This window comes from Gemmatimonas sp. (assembly GCF_036405635.1).
Taxonomy (GTDB): domain Bacteria; phylum Gemmatimonadota; class Gemmatimonadetes; order Gemmatimonadales; family Gemmatimonadaceae; genus Gemmatimonas.
In genome coordinates this window covers 1-13,841 of the sequence record NZ_DASWXE010000138.1, presented here as the reverse complement: position 1 = coordinate 13,841, position 13,841 = coordinate 1, and the positions used below count along the sequence as shown (strand labels likewise).

Annotated in this window: 14 protein-coding genes; 8 read left to right on the top strand and 6 right to left on the bottom strand. The window is 65.7% G+C overall.

What is annotated here, in order from left to right; translation table 11 throughout:
- The 6 genes from VGE27_RS11460 to VGE27_RS11435 form a co-directional block, all read left to right on the top strand.
- A partial coding sequence (locus VGE27_RS11460; RefSeq protein WP_331049790.1) for a methyl-accepting chemotaxis protein occupies positions 1–1,239 on the top strand: 1,239 nt, incomplete at its 5' end.
- A 147-nt stretch (positions 1,240–1,386) separates the two neighbouring features.
- Positions 1,387–2,442, top strand: a complete 1,056-nt coding sequence (hemE, locus tag VGE27_RS11455; protein WP_331049789.1) for a uroporphyrinogen decarboxylase — start codon at positions 1,387–1,389, stop codon at positions 2,440–2,442.
- A 2-nt stretch (positions 2,443–2,444) separates the two neighbouring features.
- Entirely contained in the window at positions 2,445–3,392 is a 948-nt protein-coding gene (gene hemF / locus VGE27_RS11450; RefSeq protein ID WP_331049788.1) for an oxygen-dependent coproporphyrinogen oxidase, read from the top strand.
- 88 nt (positions 3,393–3,480) lie between these two features.
- Complete coding sequence (bshB1, locus tag VGE27_RS11445) at positions 3,481–4,212, top strand: bacillithiol biosynthesis deacetylase BshB1 (RefSeq protein ID WP_331049787.1); 732 nt, start codon at positions 3,481–3,483, stop codon at positions 4,210–4,212.
- 15 nt (positions 4,213–4,227) lie between these two features.
- Positions 4,228–4,977, top strand: a complete 750-nt coding sequence (locus VGE27_RS11440) for a tryptophan 2,3-dioxygenase family protein (protein ID WP_331049786.1) — start codon at positions 4,228–4,230, stop codon at positions 4,975–4,977.
- A gap of 8 nt (positions 4,978–4,985) precedes the next feature.
- Positions 4,986–5,636, top strand: coding sequence for a cyclase family protein (locus VGE27_RS11435; RefSeq protein ID WP_331049785.1), 651 nt, complete (start codon positions 4,986–4,988; stop codon positions 5,634–5,636).
- Here the strand turns inward: VGE27_RS11435 and VGE27_RS11430 are convergent.
- On the bottom strand, positions 5,611–6,699 hold the full coding sequence (locus tag VGE27_RS11430) for a hypothetical protein (RefSeq protein WP_331049784.1): 1,089 nt from the start codon (positions 6,697–6,699) through the stop codon (positions 5,611–5,613). The genes VGE27_RS11435 and VGE27_RS11430 overlap by 26 nt on opposite strands.
- Positions 6,700–6,715: 16 nt before the next feature.
- Positions 6,716–7,846 (bottom strand): hypothetical protein, encoded by a 1,131-nt coding sequence (locus VGE27_RS11425; protein WP_331049783.1) that lies wholly within the window; start codon positions 7,844–7,846, stop codon positions 6,716–6,718.
- A gap of 37 nt (positions 7,847–7,883) precedes the next feature.
- Between VGE27_RS11425 and VGE27_RS11420 the strand changes: the two genes are divergently transcribed.
- Positions 7,884–9,074, top strand: a complete 1,191-nt coding sequence (locus VGE27_RS11420) for a cysteine desulfurase family protein (protein WP_331049782.1) — start codon at positions 7,884–7,886, stop codon at positions 9,072–9,074.
- A 17-nt stretch (positions 9,075–9,091) separates the two neighbouring features.
- Positions 9,092–10,270 (top strand): tRNA 2-thiouridine(34) synthase MnmA, encoded by a 1,179-nt coding sequence (gene mnmA, locus VGE27_RS11415; protein ID WP_331049781.1) that lies wholly within the window; start codon positions 9,092–9,094, stop codon positions 10,268–10,270.
- Between the two features lie 4 nt (positions 10,271–10,274).
- On the opposite strand, the gene VGE27_RS11410 is transcribed toward mnmA, so the two are convergent.
- The 4 genes from VGE27_RS11410 to VGE27_RS11395 are packed head-to-tail and all read right to left on the bottom strand — an operon-like array spanning position 10,275 to position 13,707.
- Positions 10,275–11,555, bottom strand: a complete 1,281-nt coding sequence (locus tag VGE27_RS11410) for a dicarboxylate/amino acid:cation symporter (RefSeq protein WP_331049780.1) — start codon at positions 11,553–11,555, stop codon at positions 10,275–10,277.
- Between the two features lie 9 nt (positions 11,556–11,564).
- The gene (locus VGE27_RS11405; protein WP_331049779.1) at positions 11,565–11,939 is read right to left on the bottom strand and encodes an MmcQ/YjbR family DNA-binding protein; all 375 of its coding nucleotides are present in this window, start codon (positions 11,937–11,939) and stop codon (positions 11,565–11,567) included.
- 45 nt (positions 11,940–11,984) lie between these two features.
- The gene (locus tag VGE27_RS11400; RefSeq protein WP_331049778.1) at positions 11,985–12,512 is read right to left on the bottom strand and encodes a hypothetical protein; all 528 of its coding nucleotides are present in this window, start codon (positions 12,510–12,512) and stop codon (positions 11,985–11,987) included.
- Between the two features lie 49 nt (positions 12,513–12,561).
- On the bottom strand, positions 12,562–13,707 hold the full coding sequence (locus tag VGE27_RS11395; protein WP_331049777.1) for a J domain-containing protein: 1,146 nt from the start codon (positions 13,705–13,707) through the stop codon (positions 12,562–12,564).
- Positions 13,708–13,841: the final 134 nt, after the last annotated feature.

The following is a 13,841-nucleotide window of genomic DNA, read 5'->3' as shown; positions in this document are numbered from 1 at the left end:
ACCACGACGCCCATCGAAATCGATCGTGAGGATGAACTCGGACAGCTCGCCGCCACGGTGAACGGCATCATCGCCACCTGTCAGGCGTCGATCCTCTCGCTCAATGCAGCCCAGCGCAACGTGCTGGCCATCGTCACCGATTCGGCCACGCTCAACGAGTCGGCCCGCGCCGGTGATCTGTCGCGCCGCGCCGACATCGCACGTCACGAAGGCAGTTACGCGGATCTCGCGCTGGGTCTCAACCGGGTGATGGATGCGGTCGCCACACCATTGCAGGAAGCGTCGGGCACGCTGCAGCGTGTTGCGGGCCGTGACCTCACCGCGCGCATGGAAGGCACGTATCTCGGTGACTATCTCGTATTGCAGACGGCCCTGAACGACGCTGTGGGCAATCTCGATGCCGCACTGCAAATGGTCGCCGTGGCGGCGTCGGAAGTGTCGAACGCCGGCACGGAGATCAGTGCCGGTAGCGATGCTCTGGCGCATGGCGCCGCCGATCAGGCGGCCAGCCTGGAAGAAACAACGAGCAGCCTGACCGAACTCGCCGCGATGGCCCGCAACAATGCACAGCACACCATCGAGGCGGATCGGTTCGTGCAAACGGCCCGCGAAAGCACCGCCGAAGGCGTGGCCGAGATGTCGCAGCTGTCCACTGCCATGGAGCGCATTGCGCGCTCGAGTGTCGAGACGGCCAAGATCATCAAGACCATCGACGAGATCGCCTTCCAGACCAACTTGCTGGCGCTCAACGCCGCCGTGGAAGCCGCGCGGGCTGGTGATGCGGGCAAGGGGTTTGCCGTGGTGGCGGAAGAGGTACGCAGCCTTGCCATTCGCAGCGCGGAAGCCGCAAAGACGACGGCGGCGATGATCGAAGAGAGTGTGCGGCACGCGCAGGAAGGCAACCAGCGCCAGAGTATCGTGCAGCGTCAGCTCGACGACATCGACGGGCAGATCCGGCAGCTCACTGGCGTCATCAGCGAGATCTCGGCGACCAGCACCCAGCAGGCGCAGGGTGTGGACCAGCTCACGCAGGCGGCGCACCAGATGAACTCGTCCACCCAGACCGTGGCGAGCAATGCCGAAGAGGCGGCCGCGGCCGCGGTGGAGCTTTCCAGCCAGGCACAGAGCCTCGACGAACTGGTAGGGAGCTTCACGCTCACCGGGCGCCGCACGCGTCCGCAGGCCAACAAGTCGTCACGGAGCCTCGGACGGGCCTCGCGGGCACGCGCGGCGGCCTGAGTCTTGTGAATTGGTGACGTGGCCGGGCACCTCCGTAGAGATCCGGAGGCCGCCAGCGGGCTGCAGTACGATAATTTCGAGGAGCCCGGGGCTCCCGTCCGTCGGACGGGAGCCTTCGTGCGTTTTGGCTCTCCTCGTGCGTTTCCGATGAACGATCTGCTGCTGCGCGCCCTTCGCCGCGAACCCGTCTCGCGTCCCCCCGTCTGGATGATGCGCCAGGCCGGTCGCTACCTGCCCCAGTATCGCGCCGTGCGCGCCGGGTCCGACTTCCTGACGATGTGCCGCACGCCGGAACTGGCCGTCGAGGTCACGCTCCAGCCGATAGATCTCATCGGCGTGGATGCCGCGATCATCTTCAGCGATATCCTGGTGATTCCGGAAGCCATGGGCATGCACCTCACGCTGGACGAAGGCGTTGGCCCGCAATTTCCGTCGCCGCTGCGCACACCCGCCGATGTGGCCAAGCTGCGCACGGTCGACCCCGAAGACCAGTTGCGCTACATGCTCGACGCGCTGCGACTCGCGCGGCGCGAACTGAATGATCGGGTGCCTCTCATCGGCTTCGCGGGCGCACCGTGGACGCTCGCGGCGTACATGGTGGAAGGCAGAGGCACGAAGCAGTTCGCCGTAGCCAAACGCATGTTGTTCGAGCAGCCGGCCATGGCACACGCGCTGCTCGATCGACTCGCCACGGCGGTGGGAGATTTTCTGGTGGCGCAGGTGGCGGCCGGTGCGCAGGTGGTGCAGCTCTTCGAATCATGGGCGGGCGCACTGTCGCCGCAGGAGTTCCGCACGTTTGTGCTACCGTACCTCGCCAAGGCGGCGCGGCGTGCACGGGAAGCCGGTGTACCCGTGATCGTGTTCGCGCCTGGCGCGGGGTGGGCACTGGGTGAAATCGCGGCCGCCACGGGCGCCGATGCAGTGGGCGTGGATTGGCACACAACGCCCACGCAGGCCCGCCGCCAGCTCGCGCCGTTCAACGTCGCGATGCAGGGCAATTTCGATCCCTGTGCGCTGTATGCGCCCCCAGAAGAGATTCGCGCGCGCGCGCATGCGATGATCGCCGAGTTCGGACCGATCGGCCATGTGGCAAATCTTGGACATGGCATCCTCCCCGATGTCCCGCCGGCGCATGCCAAGGCATTTGTCGACGCGGTGAAGGAATGGGAGTGGACCCCTGAGCGCCTCGCGGCGCATCGCTGACGATGGTCCATGAACCGGAGGAGCGTCGGCAGCGCATTGCCACGCACATGGAGACGCTGCACGACGAGCTGACGGCCTTCTTCACGCGCCTCGATGAGGGCGGAGCGTTTCGTGAGGACCGGTGGGAACGTCCCGGCGGTGGCGGCGGCGTGGCCCGTGTTCTCAGCGACGGGGTCACCTTCGAGAAGGCAGGCATCAACCGTTCGGTGGTGATGGGTGTGCTCCCCGATGCGGCGGCGCAGCGCCTGGGAGGCGTGGGGGCAGCGACCGGCACCACACACTTCTTTGCGACCGGTGTGAGTCTGGTGGTGCATCCCCGCAGTCCGATGATTCCCACGGTGCATCTCAACGTGCGGTACTTCGAGCTGACCGATGATCAGGGCACCGTGACGGACAGCTGGTTCGGCGGCGGCACCGATCTCACGCCGTTCTATCCGCATGAAGACGATGCCCGCACGTTTCATCGTGCGCTGGCCGCCATGTGCGACCAGCATCACGCCACGTTCTACGAGACCTTCAAGGCGTGGTGCGATCGGTACTTCGTGAACACGCACCGCGGCAATGAAGCCCGTGGTGTGGGGGGAATTTTCTTCGATCATCTGCGTTCCGACGACGCCGCGCACGGCCTGCATGCCGGCGCGGTGGCCGCGTTCGTGCGGGACGTGGCGCGGGTGTTGCCCGCGGCATACGAACCCATCGTCGCGCGTCGTCGCGACACGCCGTATGGTGACGCGGAACGGTCGTTCCAGCTGGTACGGCGCGGTCGGTACGTGGAGTTCAATCTCGTGCACGACCGCGGCACCACCTTTGGCCTGCAAACCAACGCGAGGGTGGAGAGCGTGCTGATGAGCCTCCCGCCCCTCGCCATGTGGCAATACGCGCCGGAGTACGCCCCGGACTCGTTCGAGGCGCGGCTCATCGCCATGCTCGCGCCGCGCGACTGGCGCTGAGCCGGAACAACGCGGCGGCCCGCGACAGGGCCTACCGAGGACAGGACAGCGTGCTTCCCTGCCCTCTGCCGCAGGCGTACGTTCCGATATGTCTTCCCTTCAGTCGCTGGACCTGCTCGCGGTCGCCCCGCACCGCGATGACGCAGAGCTCACCTGTGGCGGGACGCTGATCAAGGCGGTGGACGCCGGTCATCGTGTGGGCATCCTCGATCTCACTCAGGGTGAGATGGGCACCAAAGGATCCGCCGAGCTCCGCGCCGCCGAAGCCACCGCATCGGCTGCGGTGATGGGTATTCACGCCCGCGAGAATCTCGGATTGCCCGACGCCGGCATCACCAACGACGATGCCACGCGCACGCGGCTGGTTCACATGCTGCGCGCGCTGCGCCCCCGCATCGTGATTGCTCCGGCGTTGCGCGGCCGTCATCCGGACCACCGCCGCACCACCGAGCTCGTGCGCGATGCGTGTTTCCTCAGCGGACTCGCCAAGTATGCGCCGGGTGATCATCCGGCATTCCGTCCACTCAAGCTGCTGCACGTCATCGCGTATCGCGAAGACTACGTGAAGCCGACGTTCGTGGTGGATATCACGGCACAATACGAGCGAAAGCTCGCTGCCATCAAGTGTTTCGGCTCCCAGTTCGATGGTGCCACCCAGGCGGGCGAGGTCTACCCGAATGGGGAACCGTTGTACGACATCGTGACCCATCATGCGGCGCACTATGGGTCGCTCATTCGCGCGCGCTACGGTGAACCGTTCTTCACGGAAGAAACGATGCGCGTGGATGATGTCACGACGCTCGACGTCTCCACCTTCTGACCGGCACCACACGCCATGAGCGGCCACGACGCCTCCGGCATCGACTACGGTACCTACCTGCGCCTGCCGGAGCTGCTGTCCCTGCAGACTCCGCAGTCATCGCCTGAACATCCGGATGAGCTGCTGTTCATCGTGGTGCACCAGGCCAGCGAACTGTGGTTCAAGGTGCTACGACACGAGATGGACACCTTGATCTCCGCGCTCGAAGCGTTCGACACCATGCGTTCCTTGCTGGCCGTGCAACGGGTGAATGTGCTCACGGACATCATTGCACAGCAGCTTTCGTCGCTCGACACACTCCCACCCCAGCGTTTTGCGCAGTTTCGCGGATATCTGGGTTCGAGCAGCGGCTCCCAAAGTGCGCAGTTTCGCGCCATCGAGGCCACGGCTGGCCTGCGCGATCCGCATTTCCTTGCCGCGATCAGCGAGCACGGATCACCGCCGCCGGAAGTGGAAGCCGCGCTCACCCGCCCCACGCTGCAGTCACTGGTTCTTGCACTGCTCAAGCACGAACAGGTGGAGCTGGACGCGCTGTACACCGGCCCCGCACCCACACCACTCTTTCTTCTGGTGGAGGGACTGCTCGAGTTCGAGCAACGGTTTGCGCGCTGGCGGTTTCTGCATGTGCAGTTGGTGGAGCGCATCATCGGCCCCGGAACTGGCGGCACCGGTGGTACGCTGGGCGCCAAGTATCTCGCCCGCACGGTGAGCCAGCGGTTCTTTCCGGAACTCTGGGCGGTGCGCGCCAACTTCTACGGTCGCTGAGCGTCGTCATGTGGCACGACATCTCCATTCCCCTTGGCGCCGCGACTCCCGAATGGCCCGGTGATCATCCCTTCACCTGCGGCTGGACACTGCGCCGTGAAGATGGCGAAAGTGTGAATCTCGCCGCGATCACGACCAGCCTGCATGTGGGCACGCATGCCGATGCTCCGGTGCATGTGGACTCCGAATGGCCCGCCTCCGATGCCCTCGAACTCGCCGCGTTTGTGGGCGATGCCATCGTCATCGCGCTGCCGTCTGGGCATCCCATCGGGCAGGACATCGATCGTGCGTTGCTGCAGGACCTGCTGGGCGTGCATGCCGTCACGCGCGTCCTGCTGCGCACAGGATACACATCCGCCACGGGCGTCTTTCCCGACGACTGGCCGGCGCTCACTCCGGATGCTGCTGCGTGGCTGGTCGACCGCGGTGTGAAGTTGTGGGGCGTCGATGCACCGAGTGTGGACCGTCGACACAGCAAGACACTGGATGTGCACCATGCCTTGCTCGGTCGCGGATCGTTCGTGCTTGAAAACCTCGACCTGCGCGACATCGCGCCCGGCGCCTACGAACTGATCGCACCGCCCGTGGCCGTGATCGGCGCCGATGCCGCGCCGGTACGGGCGCTCCTGCGCACTACCCGCGCCCCAGACCCCGCTTGAGCTGAGCGAGACGCTGCATCACCGAGGTCGGCACGAGTAGCTTGTCGGCGATCGTCGCCACCTCTTCGGCGTCGCGCCACGCCTTTTCGAGTGAGGCAAGCTCGCCGTCCATGGCACGCCGCTCGCTGTCCTCATGCACCGCCATCTCGAAGGCGAGCCTCGCCGGTGCCGGGATCGCATCGAGAGAGCCAGTGTCACCAAACGTCGAACGAGCAGCCCAGTCACGCACCTGGGTCGCGGCCCACGCTGGGTAGCGATCGGGCCCCCCGGCGTTTTCGATCATGCGCACCCCATCCGCGATCGCTGAACGCCTCGCGCCCGCGCGGTTGGCCCGTGGCATGGCCCAACGCAGCAGTGGAACAGCGTCCACGCCGTAGAGTCGTAATCGCCCCATCTCGTTCTTTCCCTCGCCGTCCCACTTCGGACTGAACCACCCGGGAAAGGGTCGCGGATCGTCGTGTTTGCGCAGTACCGAGTAGCCAACCTCGACGCCCCAGCCATCGTCACCGCCCGAAATGAGGCGCGGCAACCCCACCGGCACGAACGCTCCACCCTCCGGTAAAGCGAACTGTCGCATGGTCTGGTGGGTGCGTGACACAATGCTGGCGACATTGAGCAACTGGAACACCGGCAGCAAGGCCACCAGTCCCGCTCCGGTGAGCAGGGCGCCACTCACAGCCGCGCCCACGCCGAGCGTCGCGCCACCTGCCATGATGATGGCCTTGCGACGCCGCCGGCCGAACTGATCACCGTACCGCCACGCCGCGAACTCCGGTCGCTGCGGTGCTCCCACGCGCACGAGCTCCGTGTCATCGGGCAATCGCGCCAACCCAATGTTGTCGGTGCTCACGCGCACGCGGGTGCCACGAAACGCGCGTTCGGCCTGTTCGATCGCCTCCCAGCGTTGTTCGAACGGTGCAAGGTTCCATCGCTCGCACACGCGGCAGATCACCCACAACCGTCCCTTGGCCGCATCGAAGGCGAGGCGACGCCCCACGGGCAATGCTTCGATCGATTCATTCGCGCCGAGTGGGCGCAAACAGTGGATGCACGTCTGGTACATACGCGATGGGGTGAAGTCAGGGCTTGCGCTTCATCGCATCGATTTGCGATTCGATGGCCGCGGGCGTGAACATCGCATCGGCGATCTTTGCGACCTCCTCCGCATCACGCCACGCCTGTTCGAGCAACTGCAGTTCGCCTTGCATCGCGCGTCGCTCGCTCTCTTCGTGCACCGCCATCTCGATGGCGAGACGCTGTTCAACAGAGAGTGAATGCAGCGTGCCGGGCAATGTCTGCACCTGCGAACGCTTGTCGCGTCCACCAGATGCGAGCACATCGCCGCCCCACCGCTTGTCTCCCGCACGCCATCCCGACTGCTGCTGCGCCCGCAGCAGCACGCCCATCGGCGAACCGGCATCTTCGAGCAGACCGACCGCCTGCTGCACCTTGGCCGCCGACCCGCCAAACCGATTGACCGTGGGCATGAGCCGCGCCGCCACACGCATCGCATCGTCGCCCGTGAGCAGCGTGGTGCCACCCACATGCTCAAAGCGCAGTTGCAGCGGGTCGTCGAGGCTACCGTGCTGCAAGGCACTCATACGCGCATGACGGCGCTGCACATCCACCAACGATCCGTCCGGTAATCGGACCATGCCGATGGACTTTCTTTGCCGGCCATGAATGAGCGTCTGCCAGATGCCACCGTTTGCGTACACGCCCGCAAAGCTGCCCACCGATGCACCGAGGGCAATCACGCCACCGACGATCGCGGTCGCGCTGCCCACGAGCACACCGGTCACCAACAACTGCCGACGCCGCCGACGCCCGAATTGGTCGCCGTAGCGCCAGGCCGCCATCTCCGGCCGCTGCGGTTCGCCGATGCGAATGAGGTCCACACCTTCCCGCAAACGGGCCAGTCCCACGTTGCCCGTGCTCGCCCGAAGGCGTGAGTCGGAGAACCGGCGTTCCATCGCCTCGATGGCCTCCCAGCGCTCCTCGAGCGGGGACAGGTTCCATCGCGCGCAGCTGCGGCACACCACCCACAGGCGCCCCTGCCGCGCGTCGAATGCCAGCCGGGTGCCCACCGGGAATGGTTCAAAGGCTTCGTTCCGGCCCAGATCGGCCGTGCAGTGAATGCAGGTCGTGAACATTGCCCGGGAGCCGTACAGGAAACGGGGTGGACGGAGTGCCGTCCGACCGGGGGTCAAGGGTGCCTCTCCCCGGCCGACACCCCTAATTTAAGGGATGACCCAGCCTGTGTACCTCGACCACGCCGCCACGACACCCGTGCGCGACGAGGTCATGTCCGCTATGGTGCCGTTCTTCGGCCCGCGCTTCGGCAACCCGAGCAGCGTGCATCGATGGGGGCGCGAGGCCCGCGTCGCGCTCGACGAGGCTCGCGAGCGGCTCGCGGCCTGCATCGGCGCCTACCCCGATGAAGTGTGCTTCACTTCGGGTGGCACCGAAGGCGACAACTTTGCCATCCTTGGCACGTTCCGCACGCGCCGCGAGAGCGGGCGCACGGCGGCGATCACCACGCCCATCGAGCACAAGGCCGTACTCGCCGCCGTGCATCGCGTGGCGCAGGAAGGCGGGGAAGAGCGGCTCGTGCGCGTCACGTCTGATGGGCTGGTCGACGCGACGCACTTTGCATCGCTGCTCGACAGCAAGACGGCGGTGGCCAGCGTGATGTGGGTCAACAACGAAGTGGGCGTCATACAGGACATTCCCGCACTCGCCGCGGCAGCACGTCAGGCGGGCGCGGTGTTTCATACAGATGCAGTGCAGGCCTTCGGCAAGGTGGCGGTGGACGCCCGCCAGGTGCCCTTCGACCTGCTCACGCTCTCCGGCCACAAGCTCGGCGCCCCCAAGGGCATCGGCGCGTTGTATATCCGCCGCGAGACCCCGCTCGAGCCGATGTTTCATGGCGGCTCGCAGGATCGTGGTCGCCGCCCCGGCACAGAGAACGTCGCATTCGCCGTGGGCCTGGCGACGGCGGCGGAGCTGGTGCTTGCTGAGCATGACGCCGAAGGCCGCCGCCTGGGCGCGCTGCGCGATCGGTTCGAGAACGCGCTACGTGCCGCAGTACCTGATGTGATTGTGCACGGTGCCGGTGCGCCACGCGCGCCGCACATCAGCAACTGCTCCATTCCGGGCACAGACAGTGAGTCGATGCTCATGGCGCTCGACCTGCGTGGCATCGCCTGCAGCGCAGGCTCGGCGTGTCAGAGCGGAAGTGTCTCCGCGTCGCATGTGCTCACCGCGATGGGTGTACCCACACCCATTGCCAATGCCGCACTGCGCCTGTCGTTCGGTGCGCTGAGCACCGAAGCCTGTGTCGATCGTACGGTGGAGGTGCTGGCCACGCTCGCGCAGAAGGCGCGTGGTGGGCAGCAGACTTCGCAGGCTGCGGCGTTCGCCGTCGTTGACTTCTAGTACGCGGTGCTCGCACGATGACGATGACCGGGATCGACCAGACGCTGGTGATGGCCGGCCTGCCGCCGCGCGGCACCCGCGTGCTCGTGGCCATGAGCGGAGGCGTCGATTCGTCAGTGGCCGCCGCGCTGCTGGTCGAACATGGCTGCGATGTGGTCGGCGTGACGATGAAGCTGCACGGCGATGGTGCCGACGTGCCCGACCGCCCGTGCTGCTCGCTCGATGCCACCAGCGATGCACGGCGGGTGTGCGAGAAGCTTGGTATTCCGCACTACGTCACCAACCTCGTGGATCACTTCGGGCACGACGTGCTCGACGATTTTGTGCAGGAGTACGCGCGCGGCCGCACACCCATTCCGTGCGTGCGCTGCAACACCTTTACCAAGTTCCGCGACCTGCTGCACAAGGCCGATGCCATCGATGCCCCGTGGCTGGCCACCGGGCACTATGCGCGCATCGGTCAACGCAACGGGCAGTCGGTGATGGTGCGCGGCCTCGATACGGGCAAGGACCAGAGCTACTTCCTGTGGGGCATCGATCGGCCGGTGCTCGACCGTCTCGTGCTGCCCATCGGTGCACAGACCAAGTCAGAGACGCGTGATATTGCGCGGCGCTTCGGGCTGCGCACCGCTGAGAAGATCGAAAGTCAGGACATCTGCTTTGTGCCTGATGGGGATCATGTGCGCGTGATCGCCGAGCACCTTGGCGCCGACGCCCCCGCGCTGCAGGCCGGGCCGCTGCGCCTCGCCACCGGTGAAGTAGTCGGCGAACATCAGGGCTTCGCGCGTTTCACCATCGGACAGCGCAGGGGCCTTCCCGGCGGATTTGGCGAACCGATGTTCGTGGTGGAGATCGTGCCGTCGGAGCGTGCGGTGGTGATCGGACCGCGTGAGGCGTTGCTTGGTCGTGGACTCGAAGCACGCGAACTCAATTGGCTCGCCGATGCACCAGCCCTGGGCGCACAGGTGCAGGTGCAGGTGCGCAACCGCGCGCGTCCTTCGCCGGCCACCATCGTGCGCCTCGATGACACCGGCATCGAGCTCGCACTCGACGAGGCCATCCAAGCCATCTCACCGGGTCAGTCGCTGGTGATCTTCGATGGTGATGTGGTGCTGGGCGGCGGCGTCATCGAACGCGGCATGCGCGCAGCACCTGGGCGTGAGCCCGGCAAGCGGTTGCCCATTCTCGCCGCCTGAGCCGCTACGCGACGCTGTCTCTGGGCACGGTCATCACCGCCACGAACATGTCGGCGGTGACATTGAGCAGTGTCTTGAACATGTCGGGCAGCGTGTCGAGGGCGATCAGGATGCCGATGCCCTCCACCGGCAGACCAATACTCGTGTACAGCGGCACCTGCAGCAGCATGCCACCGCTCGGGATGCCGGGCGTGCTGAAATTGAGCACCACACTCGATGCCGCCACCAGCAACAGGCTCGAGGTGGGCAGATCGATGCCATACAGCTTGGCTACGAACAGTGCGCCGATAGGCCAGTAAATCGCACTCGTCAGCTTGAACACACTGGCACAGAGCGGCAGCACAAAGCCGGTTGCTGTCGGCGGCAGCTTGAGTACGTCTGTGGCTCCCTTCACCATGGCCGGCAACGCGGCCAGCGAACTGCGCGAACCCATGCCCACGGCTTGCGACGGCAACATCGCACGCGCGAAGGCCCGCAGAGGCACACGACGATTCACAGCGATGATGACATAGATGCCGGCCGTGGCCACGAGGTGCAGCACAATCAGCACCATGATGTAAAAGCCGATCGCGCCGAGCACCGACGACCCGAGCTTCTGCCCCAGTACGGTAGCCAGCGCGAAGATGCCCAACCATCCGATGGCCAGCATCCAGCGCACCACCACGAGCATGGTGTCCGCCATACCGCGAAAGAATGAGAGCTGCGCCTGGCGTGGTGTCTCGTCCACGCGCCCAAGTGCAAACGCGTAAAGCAACGTGAACAGCACCACCGGCAACAGCGTGCCGTCGGCCGCCGCCTTGATCGGATTCAGCGGAATGAGACTCAACACCCACGTGCGCATCGACAGCGCATCGGAGGGCGGAATGTCGATTTTCGCGGTGGCGCGCAGACGGGCGGTCGCGGACGGATCGAGCTGCAGGGATTCGAACCAGATCGGCGACACAAACGCCGAGAAGGCGGCGCAGGCCACGAGTAACGCCAGCATCCAGGCGAAGGCCTTGGCGCCCACGCGTCCCGTGACGGAGAGGTCGCCTCCACCAGCCACGCCCACAATCAGCAGCGGCACCACCAGGGGAATCACCGTCATCCGCACGGCGTTGATCCAGCCGGTGCCGATGACATCGAGCACGGCCAGCATCGATGTGGTGAACGCCGAGGGATTGGGCTCGTGCGAAAGCAGCATGCCCAGCGCCAGTCCGAGGACGAGACCCAGCGTGACCTGCACACCCGGCGATCGCAGGGGCGACCGGCGCGTTTTCAACTCGGGAGACGAAGCAGCAACCATGGCGCGAACCTACACGCCGTGCCCGTACCTCGCGAGGAGGGTCTTGGGTGCGACCTGCCGATAGCCGTCCTGCAGCAGGTCCTTCACATCGGTCCATCGCGGACGCTTGTCGAGCCACACACCCACCCAACCGCTCGGCCCCACATACGGCGGCACGAAGTAGCGCGATGGCTCGGCGGCGATCAAGAGCCGCTGGTTCTCGGCGCGGGCCTTGATCCACACCGCGGGACGCCCCTGTCCGTGATGATTGTGCGGACTGGCGTACATGGCGAACAACTTGTTCTTCACGCGAAATGTCGGCTCGCCCCACGCCGTCACTTCATGCGCCTCCGGCAGTGCGAGACACACGTCGCGCAGACGTGGCAACGGATCGATGGATGGCATCGCTCAGCGCGGCGCCGGTACGGCACATCGCGATGCGATCACGGATCAGAACCCGAATCCGGCAGACCAGATGATCATGTTGCGCCCGTGCGTGGTGCCTGGGGCATCACTGCCCATGCGTCGATACACACCGATTTCGCCACCGAGGCCCAGCAAGGGCCACACATGCACCGAGCCGCCGAGATAGGTGCGTTTCGCCAACGCACCCATGGGGTCGTTGAACGTGCGCATCACGCCGCCGGTCACCGCCATACCACTGCCAAATGGTCCGAGACTGCTGGCGAGCCCGGTGGAGAAACTCGCTCCACCAAACCCGATCTTGGCCGCGCCGAGAAAGCACAGGTCGTGCTTTTCGGACTCGCGCACAAAGCCCATGCCGTATGACAGCGCCCACTTGAGCGGAGCTCCGTAGGTGATGCCACCCATGCACTGCTCGAACTGCCATTCCGGACTCGGGCTCTCAGCGGTGCGCGCATTGGCACCGCGCGTATCCGACTGCGCCCGCGCGGCCAGCGGCACGCCCATTCCGGCGCACAGGCTGGCACACAGTATCGCGATTCCCGTTCTCCGCATCGGCCTTCCTCCTCGAAACCCGCGCGGTGAAGCAATCACCTGCACGGGCTCAGTACTTGAGCCCACTCGCCTCGGCGAAGTCACGCATCGCCTTCTCCTGCGCCTCGTTCAGCGACCCGGGAACCGTGATCGTCACCTCCACCAGCAAGTCGCCCTTCGCGCCATCCTTCGCGATGCCCTGTCCCGGCACCTTGAACCGCTTGCCCGCTGAGGTGCCAGGTGGAATGCGAATAGCCACCTTGGTGCCTTCGAGCGTGCGCACACTCACCCGCGAACCCAGCGTCGCCTGTGCGACGTTGATGGGCACCGTGGCGATGAGATCGAGACCGTCCCGCTTGTAGAAACGATCGGACTGCACGTCGAAGGTGATGACCAGATCACCCGCCTGCCCACCGGCCGCGCCTTTTCCGCCCTGACCGCGGAGCCGGACCTTGTGGCCCGATTCCGCGCCCGCCGGCACGCTGATGAGCACCTTGCGACGCACACGCGCCTCTCCCGTACCCCGGCAGGTTGGACAACGTTCGCTCGGAATGCTGCCGCGTCCCATACACACGGGGCAAGGACGATTCACCGCAAAGCTGCCCTGCCCGAACGAGATCACACCACGACCGCTGCACTCCGTGCACGGCTTGAGCTGCGCACCGGGCGCTGCCCCATTGCCGTGGCACACCGCGCACTCCTCGTTGACTTCGATCTCCACCGGCACCTTGCCGCCGCTGGCCGCGACACGGAACGGCACTTCGACCGTCTGCTCAACCGTCTGGCCGCGCTCGGGGCCTTTGTTGCGGGAGCGCGCGCCAGCGCCGCCGCCAAACATCGACGAGAACAGGTCACCCAGGCCACCCAGTCCGCCGACATCGAAGTCGTTGAAATTACCGCCGCTGGCCCCGGGACCACTGCTCGTGCCAAATCCCGAAGGACGCGATGACGGTCGCGCCGAACCACCGCCGAATCCGCCCACACCACCAAACGCGCCCAACCGACGCATGTCGTCGTACTGCTTCCGCTTGTCGGCATCACCGATGACGTTGTACGCCTCGGAGATCTCCTTGAAGCGATCAGCCGCCTTGGGATCGTTCTGGTTCGCGTCCGGATGATACTGCTTCGCGAGTCGCCGGTATTGCTTCTTGATCTCATCGGCGGACGCACTCGATGGGACCCCGAGAACCGCGTAGTAGTCAGTGCCGTTGGCCATGTATGACAGGAGTCGTGACGGAGTGCGTGACGACGCGAATGGTGACGTGAGGACCTACGACGCCGTCAGGCGCCGGTCCACTGCTTGACGACCACGCGCGCGGGACGCAGCACATGGCCATTGATGACGTAGCC

Excerpts from the sequence above, each read along its gene's own strand:
- VGE27_RS11440 (WP_331049786.1), top strand. The coding sequence starts at position 4,228 with ATGAGCGGCCACGACGCCTCCGGCATCGACTACGGTACCTACCTGCGC.
- VGE27_RS11395 (WP_331049777.1), bottom strand. The coding sequence starts at position 13,707 with ATGGCCAACGGCACTGACTACTACGCGGTTCTCGGGGTCCCATCGAGT.
- VGE27_RS11405 (WP_331049779.1), bottom strand. The coding sequence starts at position 11,939 with ATGCCATCCATCGATCCGTTGCCACGTCTGCGCGACGTGTGTCTCGCA.
- hemE (WP_331049789.1), top strand. The coding sequence starts at position 1,387 with ATGAACGATCTGCTGCTGCGCGCCCTTCGCCGCGAACCCGTCTCGCGT.
- VGE27_RS11410 (WP_331049780.1), bottom strand. The coding sequence starts at position 11,555 with ATGGTTGCTGCTTCGTCTCCCGAGTTGAAAACGCGCCGGTCGCCCCTG.
- mnmA (WP_331049781.1), top strand. The coding sequence starts at position 9,092 with ATGACGATGACCGGGATCGACCAGACGCTGGTGATGGCCGGCCTGCCG.
- VGE27_RS11435 (WP_331049785.1), top strand. The coding sequence starts at position 4,986 with ATGTGGCACGACATCTCCATTCCCCTTGGCGCCGCGACTCCCGAATGG.
- hemF (WP_331049788.1), top strand. The coding sequence starts at position 2,445 with ATGGTCCATGAACCGGAGGAGCGTCGGCAGCGCATTGCCACGCACATG.
- VGE27_RS11420 (WP_331049782.1), top strand. The coding sequence starts at position 7,884 with ATGACCCAGCCTGTGTACCTCGACCACGCCGCCACGACACCCGTGCGC.
- VGE27_RS11400 (WP_331049778.1), bottom strand. The coding sequence starts at position 12,512 with ATGCGGAGAACGGGAATCGCGATACTGTGTGCCAGCCTGTGCGCCGGA.
- bshB1 (WP_331049787.1), top strand. The coding sequence starts at position 3,481 with ATGTCTTCCCTTCAGTCGCTGGACCTGCTCGCGGTCGCCCCGCACCGC.
- VGE27_RS11430 (WP_331049784.1), bottom strand. The coding sequence starts at position 6,699 with ATGTACCAGACGTGCATCCACTGTTTGCGCCCACTCGGCGCGAATGAA.